The organism is Kiloniellales bacterium, from assembly GCA_030064845.1.
Lineage (GTDB): Bacteria > Pseudomonadota > Alphaproteobacteria > Kiloniellales > JAKSDN01 > JASJEC01.
Genome location: JASJEC010000010.1, coordinates 1 through 16,787, shown reverse-complemented (window position 1 = coordinate 16,787; position 16,787 = coordinate 1). Strand labels below are relative to the sequence as shown.

Annotated in this window: 20 protein-coding genes; 5 read left to right on the top strand and 15 right to left on the bottom strand. The window is 68.2% G+C overall.

Translation table 11 applies throughout. The features are described 5' to 3' along the window. Positions 1–67 precede the first annotated feature (67 nt). Both QNJ67_05695 and QNJ67_05690 read left to right on the top strand, forming a co-directional pair. Positions 68–775: a DUF3426 domain-containing protein gene (locus QNJ67_05695; GenBank protein ID MDJ0608450.1), complete on the top strand. Its 708-nt coding sequence runs from the start codon at positions 68–70 to the stop codon at positions 773–775. A 264-nt stretch (positions 776–1,039) separates the two neighbouring features. After that, the gene (locus QNJ67_05690) at positions 1,040–1,426 is read left to right on the top strand and encodes a response regulator (protein MDJ0608449.1); all 387 of its coding nucleotides are present in this window, start codon (positions 1,040–1,042) and stop codon (positions 1,424–1,426) included. Between the two features lie 21 nt (positions 1,427–1,447). Here QNJ67_05690 and QNJ67_05685 read toward each other — a convergent pair whose 3' ends face one another. Genes QNJ67_05685 through argH form a run of 4 tightly spaced genes read right to left on the bottom strand, consistent with a single transcriptional unit; the run spans position 1,448 to position 6,929 of the window. After that, entirely contained in the window at positions 1,448–3,964 is a 2,517-nt protein-coding gene (locus QNJ67_05685) for a TIGR02302 family protein (GenBank protein MDJ0608448.1), read from the bottom strand. Continuing rightward, positions 3,961–5,268, bottom strand: coding sequence for a diaminopimelate decarboxylase (gene lysA, locus QNJ67_05680; protein ID MDJ0608447.1), 1,308 nt, complete (start codon positions 5,266–5,268; stop codon positions 3,961–3,963). The genes QNJ67_05685 and lysA overlap by 4 nt, the downstream gene beginning before the upstream one ends. Positions 5,269–5,274: 6 nt before the next feature. Beyond that, complete coding sequence (locus QNJ67_05675) at positions 5,275–5,565, bottom strand: hypothetical protein (protein ID MDJ0608446.1); 291 nt, start codon at positions 5,563–5,565, stop codon at positions 5,275–5,277. After that, positions 5,562–6,929 (bottom strand): argininosuccinate lyase, encoded by a 1,368-nt coding sequence (gene argH, locus QNJ67_05670; GenBank protein MDJ0608445.1) that lies wholly within the window; start codon positions 6,927–6,929, stop codon positions 5,562–5,564. Before argH ends, QNJ67_05675 begins: the two co-directional genes overlap by 4 nt. A 136-nt stretch (positions 6,930–7,065) precedes the next feature. Between argH and QNJ67_05665 the strand changes: the two genes are divergently transcribed. Together QNJ67_05665 and QNJ67_05660 are read left to right on the top strand one after the other, a co-directional pair. Further along, the gene (locus tag QNJ67_05665) at positions 7,066–7,680 is read left to right on the top strand and encodes a TlpA disulfide reductase family protein (GenBank protein ID MDJ0608444.1); all 615 of its coding nucleotides are present in this window, start codon (positions 7,066–7,068) and stop codon (positions 7,678–7,680) included. A gap of 111 nt (positions 7,681–7,791) precedes the next feature. Continuing rightward, a complete protein-coding gene (locus QNJ67_05660; protein ID MDJ0608443.1) occupies positions 7,792–8,442 on the top strand; it encodes a DUF6134 family protein in 651 nt (216 codons plus the stop codon). A gap of 135 nt (positions 8,443–8,577) precedes the next feature. Here QNJ67_05660 and QNJ67_05655 read toward each other — a convergent pair whose 3' ends face one another. From QNJ67_05655 to QNJ67_05625, 7 genes are all read right to left on the bottom strand, one after another. Then, positions 8,578–9,456, bottom strand: a complete 879-nt coding sequence (locus tag QNJ67_05655) for a 3-hydroxybutyryl-CoA dehydrogenase (GenBank protein ID MDJ0608442.1) — start codon at positions 9,454–9,456, stop codon at positions 8,578–8,580. A gap of 88 nt (positions 9,457–9,544) precedes the next feature. Next, positions 9,545–10,483 (bottom strand): FAD-binding protein, encoded by a 939-nt coding sequence (locus QNJ67_05650; protein ID MDJ0608441.1) that lies wholly within the window; start codon positions 10,481–10,483, stop codon positions 9,545–9,547. Continuing rightward, positions 10,483–11,232, bottom strand: coding sequence for an electron transfer flavoprotein subunit beta/FixA family protein (locus QNJ67_05645; GenBank protein ID MDJ0608440.1), 750 nt, complete (start codon positions 11,230–11,232; stop codon positions 10,483–10,485). Before QNJ67_05645 ends, QNJ67_05650 begins: the two co-directional genes overlap by 1 nt. Positions 11,233–11,425: 193 nt before the next feature. Then, positions 11,426–11,989, bottom strand: a complete 564-nt coding sequence (locus QNJ67_05640) for a cob(I)yrinic acid a,c-diamide adenosyltransferase (protein ID MDJ0608439.1) — start codon at positions 11,987–11,989, stop codon at positions 11,426–11,428. Between the two features lie 13 nt (positions 11,990–12,002). Continuing rightward, positions 12,003–12,197, bottom strand: a complete 195-nt coding sequence (locus tag QNJ67_05635) for a twin transmembrane helix small protein (protein MDJ0608438.1) — start codon at positions 12,195–12,197, stop codon at positions 12,003–12,005. A gap of 56 nt (positions 12,198–12,253) precedes the next feature. Further along, positions 12,254–12,535 (bottom strand): barstar family protein, encoded by a 282-nt coding sequence (locus QNJ67_05630; protein MDJ0608437.1) that lies wholly within the window; start codon positions 12,533–12,535, stop codon positions 12,254–12,256. 10 nt (positions 12,536–12,545) lie between these two features. Continuing rightward, positions 12,546–13,049: a ribonuclease domain-containing protein gene (locus tag QNJ67_05625; protein ID MDJ0608436.1), complete on the bottom strand. Its 504-nt coding sequence runs from the start codon at positions 13,047–13,049 to the stop codon at positions 12,546–12,548. 41 nt (positions 13,050–13,090) lie between these two features. Between QNJ67_05625 and QNJ67_05620 the strand changes: the two genes are divergently transcribed. Further along, positions 13,091–13,558: an OsmC family protein gene (locus QNJ67_05620; GenBank protein MDJ0608435.1), complete on the top strand. Its 468-nt coding sequence runs from the start codon at positions 13,091–13,093 to the stop codon at positions 13,556–13,558. A gap of 181 nt (positions 13,559–13,739) precedes the next feature. Here the strand turns inward: QNJ67_05620 and QNJ67_05615 are convergent, their stop codons facing one another. The 4 genes from QNJ67_05615 to QNJ67_05600 all read right to left on the bottom strand — a co-directional run. After that, complete coding sequence (locus QNJ67_05615; GenBank protein MDJ0608434.1) at positions 13,740–14,201, bottom strand: hypothetical protein; 462 nt, start codon at positions 14,199–14,201, stop codon at positions 13,740–13,742. A gap of 77 nt (positions 14,202–14,278) precedes the next feature. Then, a complete protein-coding gene (locus QNJ67_05610) occupies positions 14,279–15,970 on the bottom strand; it encodes an acyl-CoA dehydrogenase family protein (GenBank protein MDJ0608433.1) in 1,692 nt (563 codons plus the stop codon). An 84-nt stretch (positions 15,971–16,054) separates the two neighbouring features. Further along, positions 16,055–16,624, bottom strand: coding sequence for a hypothetical protein (locus tag QNJ67_05605; protein MDJ0608432.1), 570 nt, complete (start codon positions 16,622–16,624; stop codon positions 16,055–16,057). 28 nt (positions 16,625–16,652) lie between these two features. Further along, a partial coding sequence (locus QNJ67_05600) for a crotonyl-CoA carboxylase/reductase (protein MDJ0608431.1) occupies positions 16,653–16,787 on the bottom strand: 135 nt, incomplete at its 5' end.

Here is a 16,787-nt window from a genome sequence, read left to right as displayed (position 1 = left end):
CTTGACGAATAGGCACCCCTATAAGGGGAATACTCACCCATTCCGACGCCTGTTGCCGCGGCGAGTCATGATCCTCGAATGCCCTTCCTGTGCGGCTCGGTTCAACGTCGACTCGGATCTCATCGGGACCGAGGGACGGACCGTCCGATGCGGCAGCTGCGGCCACTCCTGGCATCAGACGGCCGAGCAGCTGGATATCGGCCTCGAAATCGTGGTCGAGGAAGCGGAGGCCGGCGTCTCCGGCGCGTCCCTCGATATCAAGGAGGACGATATCGAGGCGCGGCTCAGCGAAACCCGCAGGCGCACCAAGGCGCGCAACGCCGCGGCGACGGTGCGGGAGAAGCCCGGTTCGAAAGGATTGCCGGTCGGCTGGCTGCTCCTGCTCCTGGTGGTCGGCGGCGTCGCAGCGGGCGGCGTCCTGGGACGCACCCAGATCATCGCCATGGCCCCGGCCACGTCCAAGGTCTACGAGATGGTGGGCCTGGAGACGGCGGTGGGCGCCGGCCTGGAGATGAAGGAGGTAACCTCGACCCGCACGGTGATCGACGGGATCTCTACTCTTCTAATTCGGGGCGTGATCGTAAACGCGACCGGGGAGGAGCTGGCGATCCCCCGCATGCAGGCGCGGCTGGTCGATGCGGCCGGGGTCGAACTGGCGTCCTGGGAGTTCGATGCCAACGCGCCGAACCTGCCGCCCGGCGGCTTCACCAACTTCGAGACGAAGACGCAGGATCCGCCGCCTCAGGGCAACGTGAAGCTGGCGTTCATCAAATAGGTGCCGGTTTCCACCCCTAGAGCAGATCGCGGTCAAATGGAATCGCCTGAGGCGATCCATTTGCCGCGTGAATCTGCTCTAAACTTATGACGTAAAGCGGCTTCACGCATTCAAACGGGATCAGGAACTTATCCCGTTTGAATGCGATCCGCTCTGGGTCCCGAGCGGCCTGAAGCTTAACAAAGCATTAACCGGTATTTCCTACCCTCGTCGGCGTCCAAATCGAGCCGCTTCGGCCTGTCACAAGGGAAACAGTCGCCGCCGATGGCAAAAATCCTGATTGCCGAAGACGATCTCGCGGTCCAGAACTTCGTCGCCCGGGCCTTGACGCACCGGGGACACGAGGTCGCCGCGGTGGCCGACGGCACGCAAGCGCTCGAAGCGCTGGAAAAGAAGCACTTCGAGCTGCTCATCACGGACATCGTCATGCCCGGACTTGACGGGATCGGTCTCGCCCTCAGGGTCGCGCGGGAGTATCCCCAGCTGCCGGTTCTCCTGATGAGCGGCTACTCGGCGGAGCGGCAGCGTGCCCATAACCTCGACCAGCTGATCTGCCGCGTGGTTTCCAAGCCTTTCACGCTCAAGGCGATCTGCGACGCCGCCGAGGAAACGCTAACCGAAGAGGGCTTCGGCGACCGCCTGGACGCCTGAGCCCAGCCCGGTGCGGCGGGCTCAGAACTGCTGCAGCAGGCGGTCGATGTAGTCGAGCTCCAGGGTGGGACGGCCCGTTTCGCCGCGCCGCTTGCGCAGCTCTTTGAGGATGCTCCGCGCCCTCTGCAACTCCATCTCGTCGGGAATTTCGACGCCCTCGATCTGGTCGAGGCCGTTCTGGCCCCGGTTGCGGCCGAGCGGGTCGAAGCTGCTGCCCGGCTCCGCGCCAACCGGGCCGTTGCCGCGCTGGGCCTGGCTCTGGCCCATGCGTTCCATGAAGCTGTCGGCCATCGACTGCATGCCCTGTTGGAGCTGGTCGAGGGCGCGGCTCTGCGGATCGATGGCGCCGAGGGGTTGGTCTTGGTTGAGCGCGTCGCGCGCGTCGCGCATCGCCTGCTCGGCGCGGCCGAAGGGCCGGGGTATGTCGCCCAGCATCTCGCCAAGCTGACGCATCATCTCGCCCAGCTGGCGGCGGATCGCCTCCTGGGACTGGGCGTCGAGCTGATTCTCCGTCGGATTGCCGGCCCCCGTGCGGCCCTCTCCGCTTTCGCCGCCTTCGGGGGGCTGGGTGCCGCGCTGCTGAGACTGTGAACGCTCGTAGCTCCGGTCCAGCAGCTCCTGCTGACGGCGCATGAGCTCTTCCATGTCGCGCATCATCTCCCAGGCGTTCTGGCCCTCCTGGTCCATCATCTGGGCGAAGGGATTGGTGCGCATGTTCTCGAGGATGTTCTGCAGCTGTGACAAGAGGTCGCGCGCCGCGTCGCGCGCCCCGCTGCGGGCCAGCTCGCGGGCCCGTTCCAGCATCTCGCGCAGGGCCTGGCTCTCGATCATCTCGGAGTCCTGGGGCATGGGCTGCGGCTGCTGTGCGCCCTGCGCCAGCTGTTCGCTCATCCGCTCGGCGAGAGCCTCGAGGAAGCGGTCCAGGGCTTCGCGCAGCTCGTCCATGAGCCGCTCGATCTCCTCGTCGGAGGCGCCCTCGGCGAGGGCGCGCATCAGGGCCTCCTGCAGCTCGCGCAGGTCGGCCTCGGCGGTCGCCAGCTCGCCCTCCTCAATGCGCAGCGCGGTGTCCCACAGCAGGGTCTGGACCTGCTCGATCGCCTCGTCGGACTTGTCGAGCATCAGCCTGCTCTCGGCGATCATCATGGCGAGCGCGGCGGTCAGGTCGTGGAAGAAATGCTGGGGCCGGCCGTAGAGCTCGGCCAGGCCGCGGGCGACCGGGAAACGCTTGTCGGGTTCCAGGGTCAGCTGCCGGCGCAGCTCGACCAGGGCGCGGGCCACCGGATGGTTGAAGATGCGCTCCGGCAGAACGGTCCGGACCACATCGCTGCGGCCTTCCTGGGCCAGGGCGTCCAGGGCGACCAATTGGATCTCGACCGCGAGGCCGGCCCAGGGATGGGGCGTCAGGTCGTGGAAAGAGCTGCTCTCGACGTCGCGCAGGTTGCTGGCCGCGAGCGGCAGGTCGAGCACCAGGGGCTCGCCGGTGTCCCGGTCGATCCGGTTGATGACGGCCTGCGCCTTGGTCAGCCCGTAGTCGTCCCGCGCGGTGAGCTCGATGCGCAGGGCGCTGCGCTCGGTCCGGCCGGGCGGCGCCAGGAACTCGATCTCCGGCGCCGCGTCGGGCAGGATTTCGAGCGGCCAGGCCGCCAGCTCCTTGTCGCCGCGGACGATCGCGAGCCGCGTGCCGACGGTCAGCTCCTGGCTGATTTTGTAGACCCCCTCGGCAACCTGCGTGAAAGCCGCGCGGGTCTCGTCGACCGCCAGGCCCGGCGTTCCCCCGGAGCCCTGCACCTGGGCGAGAATGGTGCTGCCGACCGGTGTCGCGATGGTTGCCGGCGCGGCCTGGTCGGTGCCGAGGAACAGCGGCGGCAGCCCGGTGTACGCCGGCGGGTTGATCCAGGCGTCGATTCGGCTGGGCACGGCCGGTCCGGCCGCGGCGACCCCGGGCATCACCGACGCCTGCAGGCGGTCGCGCCACTCCGGGCCGGCGCCCGCGAACGCGATCACCAGCAGCAGGAGCAGGCCGCAGCGCAGCACCAGGGGATCGACCTTGGCCAAAACGGGCCGCGGCGGCCCCGCCCGCAGCCGTCCGATCTCATCCAGCTGGCGCTTGCGGTTGATTTCCCAGAGCCCGGCGGCCGCCCGGTCCCCGGGGCTGGTCGCGAGGCTGTCGTCGAGCGCGGTGAGGGGGCGGTGTGCGAGGCCGCTGTCGATCTCCAGGCGGCGGCGGGCGTGCGCCAGATCGGGCAGCTCCCAGCCGCGGAAGGCCCGCCACAGCGTCCAACCGAAGCCCGCCGCGAAGCCGATCAGGACCAGAAGGTGCAGCCAGGCCGGCAGCTGCGCCGGGATGCCGAGCAGGGCGAAGCTGAGAAAGGCGAGCAGCAGCACGACGACCGGCCAGAATCGAGGTGCCAGCGCTTCCCAGGTCAGGGCCGCGCCGCTCAGGCCGAGCTTGAGCGCCAGGAGCCCCTGGCCTCGGCGGCCGGCGCCGCGGCCGGCGGTCGGCTTGGATGAGGTGGCGATCAGTCTTCCTCCTCTCAAACGGGGCCTCGGGCGATGCCCTCGGTGCCCGCGCCGGCCGGCTCGGCCAGCCAGGTCGGCAGGCGGTCCTCCTCGATCAGCGCCGCCAGGTCCCGTCGCGGCCGGATGACCGCGTGCTCGTGGCCCCTGACCAGGACCTCCGGCGCCGGCGACCGCGCATTATACGTCGAACTCATGACCGCACCATAAGCACCGGTTGAAAAGATCGCGAGCAGGTCGCCCTGCTCGAGAGCCGGCAGATCGCGCTCGCGCGCGAAAGTGTCCGTGGTCTCGCATATGGGGCCGACCACGTCGCATGGCGAGGTCTCGGCGCCGAACGGCGCTTCCTTGACCGGCAGGATGGTGTGCCAGGCCTGATAGAGCATTGGGCGGATCAGGTCGTTCATGGCGGCGTCCATGATGACGTAGCGACGGGCGCTGCCCTCTTTGACGTAGATCACGCGGGACACCAGGATGCCGGCGTTGCCGACCAGCAGGCGGCCGGGCTCGAAGATCAGGTCGGCGCCCAGGCTCCCCGTCGTCTCGCCCACGATCGCGGCGTATTCGCCGAGGTCGGCCGGCGGCTCGCCCTTGTAGGGGATGCCGAGGCCGCCGCCGAGATCGAGTCGGCGCAAGGGGTACCCCGCGGCGCGCAGCTCCCGATAGAGCTCGGCCAGGCGCCCGAAGGCCTCCCGGTAGGGCGAGAGGTCGGTCAGCTGAGAGCCGATATGAACCGCCAGGCCTTCCAGCGAGATGCCGGGCAGGTCGCGCGCCCGCGCGAAGCAGGCCGGCGCCTGGTCGATGTCGATACCGAACTTGTGACCGCTCCGTCCGGTGGAGATGTTGGCGTGGGTGCGGGCGTCGACGTCGGGATTGACCCGGATCGCCACCGGCGCCCGCTTTCCCCGTTGCACGGCGATCTCGTTCAACAGCTCCAGTTCGGGCCAGGACTCGACGTTGATCTGCAGGATGCCGAGATCGAGCGCCAGGCCCAGTTCCCGCGCGGTCTTGCCGACCCCGGCGAAGACGATCTTCTCGGGCGGGATCCCCGCGGCCAGGGCCCGCTTCAGCTCGCCTTCGGAGACCACGTCGGCGCCGCTGCCCAGGGCGGCCAGGGTCCGCACCAGGGCCAGGTTGCCGTTGGCCTTGAGGGAGTAGCAGATCGTTGAGGGCAGGCCCTCCAGCGCTTTCGCGAAGTCCCGGTAGGCGGTCTCCAGCGCGCCCGAGGCGTAGCAGTAGAACGGCGTGCCGACGGACTCGGCGATCGCCGCGATCGGCGTCTCCTCGGCGTGCAGCTGCCCGCCCCGGTATGAAAAGAAGTCCATGGGCTGCTAGATCCCGAAGTTTTCGACTCGTTCGGGCGACCGGGGAAAGGGTGACAGGCGCCGTTCCCTGCGCTCCCGCTTGAGGCGCGGCTCCGGGCTCGGCTGCAGCTTCTCCTCGTCGCCGGCCGGCAGCACCGAGGCCGGTGCCGGGTAGGCCCGCGGGAAGGTGTAAGCGCCGGCCTCGTCCTCCGGCGGGCGCACGTTGCCCTTCTTGCCGCAGGCCCCGAGAAGGACCGCGGCTAGCAGCAGAGCGGCCAGGGCGAACCGGGCCGGGTCGAGCCAGGCGCGCGCGGTCATAGGAAGCGGCTCCGCGCCGCGGCGACGGCCTCGCGGACCCGCTCCGGTGCCGTGCCGCCGAGGCTGGTCCGACTCGCCACGGCCCGATCGACGGTGAGCACGTCGAAAATGCCCGCGGTGATGCGCGGTTCGACCTCCTGCATCGCGGCGAGCTCGAGCTCGCCCAGGCCGCATCCGCGCTGTTCCGCGCGCTTGACGATCTCTCCGGTGACGTGATGGGCGTCGCGGAACGGCAGGCCTAGTTCCCGCACCAGCCAGTCGGCCAGATCCGTCGCCGTGATGTAGCCCGCCGCCGTAGCGGCCCGCATGCGCTCGCCGTTCGCCTGGAGGTCGCCGAGCATGCCGGTCATCACCGCTGTGCAGACGTCGAGGGTGTCGGCGGCGTCGAATACCGGCTCCTTGTCTTCCTGCATGTCCTTGCCGTAGGCGAGTGGCAGGCCCTTGATCACCGTCAAGAGACCGATCAGCGACCCGACCACCCGCCCCGACTTGCCGCGCACCAGCTCGGCGGCGTCCGGGTTCTTCTTCTGCGGCATGATCGAGCTGCCAGTGGTGAAGGCGTCCGACAGGCGGACGAAGGCGAAGCCCTCGGTGCACCAGAGCACCAGTTCCTCGGCCAGGCGCGAGAGGTGAACCGCCAGGATCGCGCCCGCCGCAAGGAACTCCAGCGCGAAATCCCGGTCCGACACGGCGTCGATCGAATTGGCCATGGGACGCGCGAAGCCCAGCGCGGCCGCCGTCGCCTCGCGGTCGATCGGAAAGGCGGTGCCGGCCAGGGCGGCGGCGCCGAGCGGGCACTCGTTGATCCGGGTGCGGCAGTCGGCGAGGCGTCCCCGGTCGCGTCCGAACATCTCGACGTAGGCCATGAGGTGATGGCCGAAGGTGACCGGCTGAGCCGCCTGCAGGTGGGTGTAGCCGGGCATGATCGTGTCGGCGTGGACGCCGGCCTGTTCCAGCAGCGCCGCCTGCAGGTCGCGCAGGCGCCGGTCCAGGCCGTCGACGGCGTCGCGCACCCAGAGGCGGAAGTCGGTCGCGACCTGATCGTTGCGCGAACGGGCGGTATGCAGCCGGCCGCCGGCGTCGCCGATCAGCGCCTTGAGCCGCGCCTCGACATTCATATGGATGTCTTCCAGCGCCGGGTCGAAGGGGAAGCCGCCGGCCTCGATCTCCGCCTCGACCCGGGCCAGGCCCTCGGCGATGGCCTCGCCGTCTTCGGGCGGGATGATGCCGCGGTCCGCCAGCATCGCGGCGTGGGCGCGGGACGCGCGGATGTCCTGCGCGTAGAGCCGGCGGTCGAAGGCGATCGAGGCGTTGATCTGCTCCATCACCTCGGCCGGGCCGACGGTGAAGCGGCCGCCCCACATGACGTTCGCTGCCTCGGGCGCTCCCTCGGGCGCTCCCCCAGGGGCACCCCCAACGGCTCCCGCGTTAGCCGCAGCCCTCCGCGCCTCGGCGGATTCCTCCTTGCCTGGTGCGCCGCCGGACCGATATCCCTTAGTCGTGCTCATTCTCGCGCCGTGGACGCATCCGCTCTTGGCCAAAAAATTTGCCCTCGCCGCCGCCGCTGTGGCCATGATCGCGCTGTCGACAACAGCCGCTGCCACCGACCAGCCGCCGCTCAAGGGCGTCTTCGCCGACAAATTTAGCCCTTTGACACCGCCTATACCAGCGCCGCAGGCGGTCTTTTCCGACGGTGCGGGCCGGCCTGTGACGCTGCAGGATTTCCACGGGCAGGTCGTGGTGCTGAACTTCTGGGCAACGTGGTGCGCGCCCTGCGTCCACGAGATGCCGACGCTGGACAATCTCCAGGCGAAGCTCGGCGGGCCGCGCCTGCGGGTCGTGGCGGTTTCCGAGGACCGCGGCGGCGCCAAAGTGGTCGAGCCTTTCATGGCCCGGACCGGCTTGAAGCATTTGAGCGTCTACATCGATCGGAAGGGCGCCCTGTTCCGCGAGTTCGGCGCCAAGGGGTTGCCGACGACCATCCTGATAGACGCCGAGGGGCGTGTCGTCGGCGGCTTGGAAGGTCCCGCCGAGTGGGATTCCGACGATGCCTTGGAACTGATCCGCTTCTACATGGACCGCGGCGCCGCCGCGCCGCTCAAGACCGGCGGCTGAGCCGGCCGATTCCGCCTGCCTCCTTTTTGACCCCACCTTTAGGCGCACACAGGGTTGACGATTCCTTTAGGCCGCTATACGAGGATAGGACGGGCAAAGAGAGGGGTCGTGATGCGTTCTGTTCTTGCAGCCGGCATTCTGCTGGCGGCATCTAGCTTCAGTTCCTACGCTGGCGAGACACACGTCTACACCGTCCTGAAGGACGGAGAGCCGATCGGCGAGAAGAGCGTCACCTTCCACCGTGACGAGAACGTCTTGAAGGTGGCGGTGAATTGGGACGTGGAGATCGAATTCGCCGGCCTGACCTTCTTCCGCTACGAGCACAACCGGGTCGAGGAGTGGGTCAACGGCGCGATCACGAACCTCGTCGGCCAGACCCACGACGACGGCACGGACTACGACGTCTCCTACCGTTGCGGCGGCGAAGGCTGCGTATGGACCGTGAACGGAACGGTGTCAGTCATGCCGAACAACGTCGCGCCGGCGTCGGTCTGGAACAAGATCGCGTTCGGCTCGAAGTCGATGGTCAGCCCGGTCGACAAGGAATTATACGAGGTCACCATCAAGCCGGTCGGCTGGCAGACCGTCGAGACCGGCCAGGGGCCGGTCAAGGCGGAACTGGTGCGGGTCCGCGGCAACATCGAGCGGGACCTCTGGTACGACGCCACCGACCGCCTCGTGCGCATGCGCTTCGATTTCAAGGACGCCGAGATCGAGCTGGTGCTCGACGGCGTCACCAACATCCAGACGGCGCAGGACTAGCGCCTCTCTCGACCGGAAGCGCCGTCCCTCCCCGTCTAGGACAGCGCGTTCGCGCCAATCTTCCCGTTCAGAGCTGAAGTTGCCGAAGAGGCCGGCTCGACACCCCGTGTCCCGGATGGAACGGCGCGCGCGGCCTCAGCGCGTCGGGACCGGCTCGTCGCCCGAATAGTCGTAAAAGCCCCGGCCCGCCTTGCGGCCCAGCCATCCGGCCTCGACGTACTTCACCAGAAGGGGACAGGGCCGGTACTTGGAATCGGCCAGGCCCTCATAGAGCACGTGCATCACGGCGAGGCAGGTGTCGAGGCCGATGAAGTCGGCCAGCTCCAGCGGCCCCATGGGGTGGCGCGCGCCGAGCTTCATGGAGGTGTCGATAGCCGTGACCGAACCGACGCCCTCGTAGAGCGTGTAGACCGCCTCGTTGATCATCGGCAGGAGTATCCGGTTGACGATGAAGGCGGGAAAGTCTTCGGCCAGGGCCGGCGTCTTGCCGAGGGTCAAGGTCAGAGCCTTGATCTTCTTGAAAGTCTCCTCCTCCGTCGCGATCCCGCGGATCAGCTCGACCAGTTTCATTAGGGGAACCGGGTTCATGAAGTGCATGCCCATGAACTGGCCGGGGCGGTCCGTGCTGGAAGCGAGGCGGGTGATCGAGATCGAGGAGGTGTTGGAGCAGATCACCGCCTCGGGCTTCAGGATCGGGCAGAGTTCCTGGAAGATCTTCTTCTTGACCTCCTCGACCTCCGTCACCGACTCGATGACCGCGTCGGCGTCCTTGCAGTCCGCGAGGCTGGTCGCCGTGGCGATGCGTTTCAGGGCGCCGTCCTTGTCGGCTTCCGTGATCTGTTCCCGGCTGACCTGGCGGGACATGTTCTTCTCGATCGAGACCCGAGCGGCCTGAAGGCGCTCCTCGCTCAGGTCGCAGAGCAGGACGTCGTAGCCGGCGAGCGCGCAGACGTGCGCGATGCCGTTGCCCATCTGACCGGCGCCGATGACGCCGATCTGTTTCATGTTGCTGATATCGACCTCGGCTGTTTTCTGTTCTGACATGAGCTGTCCGTTGCCCGCCGTTTGTTCCGGTCCCGTCTCGCGCGCAGCCGCGCTCTGCTCAGCTCAGCGCCTCTTCGAGCTCGGGCACCGCCTTGAAGAGGTCGGCCACCAGGCCGTAGTCGGCGACCTGGAAGATCGGCGCGTCCTCGTCCTTGTTGATCGCCACGATGATCTTCGAGTCCTTCATGCCGGCCAGGTGCTGGATGGCGCCTGAGATGCCGACCGCGATGTAGAGGTCGGGCGCCACCACCTTGCCGGTCTGGCCGACCTGGTAGTCGTTGGGCACATAGCCGGCGTCGACCGCGGCGCGCGACGCGCCGACCGCCGCCCCCAGCTTGTCGGCGATCCGCTCCAGCATGGCGAAGTTCTCGCCGCTCTGCATGCCGCGGCCGCCGGACACGATGATCTTGGCGCTGGTCAGCTCGGGCCGCTCCGACTCGGTAAGCTCCTGTCCCAGGAAGCTGGACAGGCCGAGATCGCCGGTGCCGGCGACGGCGGCGGTCTCCGCCTGGCCGCCCTCGGCCGCGACCGCCTCGAAGGCCGTGCTGCGGATCGTCACCACCTTGATGGCGTCGCTCGACTTCACGGTGGCCAGCGCGTTGCCTGCGTAGATCGGCCGCACGAAGGTGTCGGCTGACTTCACCTCGCTGATGTCGGAGATCTGCTGCACGTCGAGCAGCGCGGCGACGCGCGGCATCAGGTTCTTCCCCGTCGTGGTTGCCGGGGCCAGCAGGTGGCCGTAGTCCTTGGCCAGTTGGGCGACCAGCGGGGCGACGTTCTCCGCCAGCTGGTGTTCGTACTCGTCGGCCTCGGCGACCAGCACCTTGGCGACGCCCGCGACCGCGGCGGCGGCCTCGACCACCGCGGCGCAGCCCTTGCCGGCGATCAGCATGTGGATCGGCTCGCCGCCGGCGATCTCGGCGGCGGCCGCGACCGTGTTCAGCGTCGCGGGCTTCAGCTCGGCGTTATCGTGTTCGCCAACAACCAGAACGCTCATCAGATCACCTTTGCTTCGTTCTTCAGCTTCTCGATCAGTTCGGCCGCGCTCTCGACCTTGACGCCGGCCTGACGCGGCGGCGGCTCGCTGACCTCCAGCACCTCGAGGCGCGGCGCCACGTCGACGCCCAGGTCGGCCGGGGTCACCGTCTCGATCGGCTTCTTCTTGGCCTTCATGATGTTGGGCAGCGAGGCGTAGCGCGGCTCGTTCAGCCGCAGGTCCACGGTGACGACAGACGGCATCTTGAGCGAGACCGATTCGAGGCCGCCGTCGACCTCGCGGGTCACCTTGGCGCCGTCGGCGCCGATCTCCAGCTTCGAGATGAAGGTGCCCTGGGGCCAGCCGAGCAGGGCGGAGAGCATCTGGCCGGTCTGGTTGTTGTCGCCGTCGATCGCCTGCTTGCCGAGGATCACCAGGTCGGGGCCTTCCTTCTCGACCACGGCCTTGAGCAGCTTGGCGATGGCCAGCGGCTCGAGCGGCCCGTCCTCCTGGATCAGGATGCCCCGGTCGGCGCCCATGGCCAGTGCCGTGCGCAGGGTCTCCTGGGACTGGGCCGTGCCGGCGGCGACCGCGATCACCTCGGTCGCGGTACCGGCTTCCTTCAGCCGGATCGCGGCCTCGACCGCGATCTCGCAGAACGGGTTCATGGCCATCTTGACGTTGTTCAGCTCGACGCCGCTCTTGTCCGCCTTGACCCGGACCTTGACGTTGGCGTCGATGACCCGCTTGATCGGTGTCAGCACCTTCATCGCTTCGCATCCACCCTTCAGAAATCACGCCGCAGCACTCCCCGCGGCCTGCTGCCATAGCGCGCTCGCGGCGGTGCGGCAAGATTAAATTATCCGGCCGTTATGCCCGCCAGATAAGGCATTTCGCGACCGCACACTAGGAGCGGTGTTTGGGCCCTGTCAACGCGCGGCAAACGCCTGGACCCGCGGTTTCCTAGCGATTGGCCCCAGGAACCCAGAGCACGTCGCCGCCGCCCCGGTCGTTGACGTGGCGCGCCAGGACGAACAGCAGGTCGGACAGGCGGTTGATGTAGCGCAACGCCTCGGGATTGACCGCCTCCCGCCGGGCCAGGAGGGTCATCTCCCGTTCGGCCCGCCGGGTCACGGTGCGCGCCAGGTGCAGCGCGGCGGCCGTCGGGCTGCCGCCCGGCAGGACGAAGGACTTGAGCGGCGCGAGCTCGGCGTTCAGTGCGTCGATCTCCCGCTCCAGGCGCTCGACCTGGCCCGCGGTCATGCGCAGCGGCGGGTACTTGGGGTTCTCCTGCTCGGGCGTGCAAAGGTCGCCGCCCAGGTCGAAGAGGTCGTTCTGGATGCGGCTCAGGGTCTCGTCGGCGCCGCCCTCCGCGTGCAGCCGGGCCAGGCCGATGGCCGCGTTGGCCTCGTCCACGGTGCCGTAGGCCGCGACCCTGAGGTCATGCTTCTCGACCCGGGTGCCGTCGCCGAGCGACGTTTCTCCCCGGTCGCCGCCACGGGTGTAGATCCGCGTCAATTGAACCACGCTTCGGGCTCCCTCAGTCCTTTGTCAGCATCGCGACGGCGAACAGCAGCAGGGCGATGCCCTGGAAGATGATCCGGAAGCGCATCAGGCGGTTGCCGTACTTCTTGTTGAAGTCGCCGCCGCGCGCCATGGCGAAGAGCCCGACGAAGAGCACGCCGAGCGTCATGAAGAGCGCGATGCCGAGAAGGGTCAGGGAAAGTCCGCTCATCGCGATGGTATAACGCCGGCGGCGGGCGCAAGCCAGCGCGATGTGCCGCCGGTTTTCTAAAGCAGGATAACGGTGAGCGCGACGTTCTCCACCGCGGCGTCCTTCAGGACCTCGAGCAGCCGGTCGAACTCCGGGCCGAGGCGCGCGCGGCCGGCGGCGGCCGCCTCGATCTCGATCGTGGCGGGGCCTTCAAGGTCTCCGGTCAGCACGTCCCAGAGGGCGTCGAGGTTGCGGCCGTAGTAATCGGGAAAGCTGAGATCGGCGGCCAGCCGGTCGTGGACCTCGCCGATCCCGGCGAGCGCGGCCGCGTCGATCCGGCAGATTCGGGGGGGCGTCATCGGGGGACGGTCATCGCGGGTCGATCCGCACGAAGCTGTCGTAGTGGTCGAGGGTGACCCAGAGCGTCCACCCGCCGGTCTCCTGCTCGACGAAGACCAGGCGCCGCGCGCCGCGCCGCTTGGTGCCCGCGAAATCCAGGTCGGCCTCGACGTAGCGTCCGTCGAAGTCGGCCGGCAGGCGCCGCTCGCGGTTGTGGAAGCGGTTGCCGCCGATCGCCGCCCCCGGCGCGCTGTCCCAGAGGTTTCGGCCCGGGCGCCAGCCCCGGTCCCGGGCCTGGCGCTTGGTCAGGTAGCAGTCCGGCAGGCGGCCCCGCTGGTTCACGAAGGTTGTCACCCTGACGAAAGCGGTCGCGTGGTCGAGGCGGAGGGCCGCCGCGGTCTCGGCGAGCGCCCGGTCGTGCGGCCCGGAGATCTCCAGGTTCGTGCCGCAGACCTCTTGGGCTCCGGCCCCGTTCCCGGTCCACAAGAGCAGGACCAGGGCTTGCAAAGCGGCGAAGAGGATCCGACGTCCCATGGCAGGGTTATAGGCTGCCCACCAGAGAGCGGGAAGTGACCATGGCTCGTGAACACAGCTATCTCGCCACCACCCGCTGGACCGGGGCGGCCGAGGGGCCCACCGTGGACCCCGGGCGCTTCTCCCGGGCCTACCGGATCGAGGTGCCGGGCAAGCCGCCGATCGAGGGCTCCTCGGACCCGGCCTTCCTGGGCGACCCGGCGCGGCACAACCCCGAGGACCTGCTGGTCGCCGCGCTCTCGGCCTGCCACATGCTCTGGTACCTTCACCTCTGCGCGGTCAAGGGCGTGGTGGTGACCGCCTACGAGGACGCGGCGGAGGGCACCATGCTGGAAGAGCCGCGCAAGGGCCGCTTCACCGAGGTGATCCTGCGCCCCCAGGTCACGATCACCGCCGAGAGCGACGCGGAGCGGGCCCGGCAGCTCCACGAACGCGCCCACGCCGAGTGCTTCATCGCCAACTCGGTCAACTTCCCGGTGCGCTGCGCGCCGGAGATCGTGAAGGGCTAGAACCCACGGGCCCTCACCCCGGCCCTCTCCCGCGGGGAGAGGGAGTGCAACGGCGGCGATGGTTTTTGCCCTCTCCCGCCGGGAGAGGGAGGGCCCCACAGCGAAGCTGTGGGAGGGTGAGGGCCGGTTGGTTCAGTTCGGCCCAGGCACTGGCGACGCCTTCGCGGAATCGCTCCCAGCCTCATTGCGCGGCGTCGGGTGACGGCTTGCTCGCGCTGTCCGAGCGGCAATTGATGTGCGCCATGAGTGTCGCGTAGGAGATGTTGAAGGCCATCGGCGACTGCAGATCGGTCAAGGCCACCTCAGTCAGAAGAGTGATGACCTCTGGGTATTCCGCAGCAAGGGCTTCGCAGGACTCCTTTATGGCAAGAAACGCGTCTGGCGTGATCGGCGCGTCCGAATCCTTCACCAGTTTATCCGTGCAATCAGAGAACAGGTGGCGTGCGACGAAAAGGTGTCGGAGCTCTTTCTCGACGGGCGGCTCCGGGGCTTCAAGCATCGACGTCATGCAGCGGCATTGATCCGGGCTGTGGCCGACTGCATGGAGGCAGAAGCTCTGGAGGTCAGCGGCGCGTTCGTCGGCCAGCCCGGCTGACGCGGCGAGCGACATTACCGCGGCCGTGGCGAAGGTCTTCAGCGTCACGCGCCGTCGCCGTCTCCTCGCCATTCGCTCGTCCCACTAGCGCTTGTTTGCGCTTTCGGCATAGGCGCCGGGAGCGGTCAGTTCCGCCCGGGCGTCAGCAGGCCTCTCGCGATGACCTGGGCCTGGATCTCGGCGGCGCCCTCGAAGATGTTGAGGATCCGGGCGTCGCAGAGCACGCGGCTGATCTTGTACTCCTCGGCGTAGCCGTTGCCGCCGTGCACCTGAAGCGCGTTGTCGGCGTTGGCCCAGGCGACCCGGGCGGCCAGCAGCTTGGCCATGCCGGCCTCGATGTCGCAGCGCCGGTCGGAATCCTTCTCGCGCGCGGCGGCGTAGGTCAGCTGCCGGGCCACCATGGTCTCGACCGCCATCCAGGCGAGCTTGCCGGCGACGCGCGGGAACTCGAGGATCGCCTTGCCGAACTGCTGGCGCTCGCGGGCGTAGTCGAGGCCCAGCTCCAGCGCGTTCTGGGCCACGCCGACGGCCCGGGCGGCGGTCTGGATGCGCGCCGACTCGAAGGTCGCCATGAGCTGCTTGAAGCCCTCGCCCTCGACCTCGCCCAGCAGGTTCCCCGCCGCGACCTCGAAGCCGTCGAAGCCGAGCTCGTACTCCTTCATGCCCCGGTAGCCGAGCACGCCGATCTCGCCACCGGTCATGCCGGGCGCGGGGAAGGGGTTCTCGTCCGTGCCCCGGGGCTTCTCGGCCAGGAACATCGAGAGGCCCTTGTAGCCCTTCTCGTCCGGGTTGGTGCGCGCCAGCAGGGTCATGACGTCGGTGCGCGCCGCGTGGGTGATCCAGGTCTTGTTGCCGGTGATCCTGTAGGTCTCGCCGTCGCGCACGGCGCGGGTCCTGAGCGCCCCCAGGTCGGAGCCGGTGCCCGGCTCGGTGAAGACCGCGGTCGGCAGGATCTCGCCCGACGAGATGCGCGGCAGCCAGGCCTGCTTCTGCGCCTCGGTGCCGCCCAGGCGGATCAGCTCGGCGGCGATCTCGGAGCGCGTGCCGAGCGAGCCGAGGCCGATGTAGCCGCGCGACAGCTCCTCGGTGACCACGCACATGGCCATCTTGCCCATGCCCAGGCCGCCGTACTCCTCGGGCGCGGTCAGCCCGAAGACACCCAGCTCGGCCAAGGCCTCGACCACCGCCATGGGAATCAGAGCGTCCTCCAGGTGCCAGGCGTGGGCCGCCTCCGCATGGTCGTCGGCAAACTTGCGGAACTGGTCGCGGATCAGGTCCAGGGTCTCGTCGCCCAGCGCGGCCTCGCCGAAGTCGCCCTCGGCAATCAGCTCGGCGATCCGCGCACGGACGCTCGCGCTGTTGGCCTCGCGGAGCGACCGTACGGCCGGGTCGTTGAGGAAGCCGGCCATCTCGATCTGGGAGACGCCCAGGTCGGCGGGACGTACGACTTCGACCTGGCTGAGCGCGATGCCGCCGGTCATCTGGGCTAGGTACTCGCCGAAGGCCGCGCGCAGCATCAGGCCCTCCAGCTCGCCCAGTCCGCCGGCCGCGTCCAGGCTCTCGGCCCACTGCACCATGGCCTTCAGAGCGGCGCCGTAGGTCGCCAGCCAGGCATAGCCGTGGGCGGCGAACTGCTCGGCCTCGAGGCGGGCGGCCTCGACCCGGCCTTCGGGCGCGACCTTGGCGGCGACCGCGGTCTTGGCCGAGGCGATGAAGCGCTCGGCGGCGGCCAGCGCCTCGCGATACTGGTCGAGCGCCGAGGTCTCGGTGGGCGCGTCGGCCCGGCGGGCCGCGGTGACGGCGGTCTCCTGTCTCATGATATCGCTACCTTCAAAGCGGAAAGCTCAGTCGGTGGAGGAGCAGGACGGTGCTTCGGTCGCCACGCCATTATCGGAAGTGCTTCAGCTTGCATCGTGCCAGCCCCTGCCCAAGGTGTAACCGGAATGTGAGAAACGATAGCCATCGGCGTCGGACCATAATCCGCAGAAGAGGTATCGATCATCCTGCTGACTGGCACGAAATGCGATGATGGCCGGTTCGAGCCGCGCCCGAGTTTGCCTAATCTTTTCCAAGGTGGGCTGCTCAAAAATCATGACACGCAAACCTGCTCGGCACTGAATAAGCTTGCAGAAATCGTTCCAGATTTCATCGAAGCTATGTAGCCACTCGCTTTCAACCGCCAGAACGAGATCCGTGTAAGCCTCTGAAGACCGGTCGTAGTCGAGCCAACAGACATCGTATAGCCACTCGCCTGGAAAGCCCTTCTTCCTCTGCTTTCTGAAGGTGCTTTTCCCGCAGGCTTCATAGCCCAATTCATGGCCCATCTGGCACAGCCTGTCGGTAATGGCCAAGGTCCAGTCGTTGCTGCTCCCCGGGCCTTGCAGAGTCGTGGCCAGAGGCTGTCGGCCATTAGCGAGTGCCGCGACCTCATCGAGCTGGGCCTTGATCTCTTGTTCCAGTGCCTCGGGCAAGGAAGGACCTCCTAGGGCGACGCCGCCCCTAGCCCTCCATCGCGTCCTCGATGGTGCGCATGCCGGGTCGCTTGGCCGAGACCAGCACGGCCATGTTCCCGGGCTTGTGCTCGTTCTTCATCATCTTTGTGTGGGCCCGCGGGATGTCGTGCCAGGGAAGGAC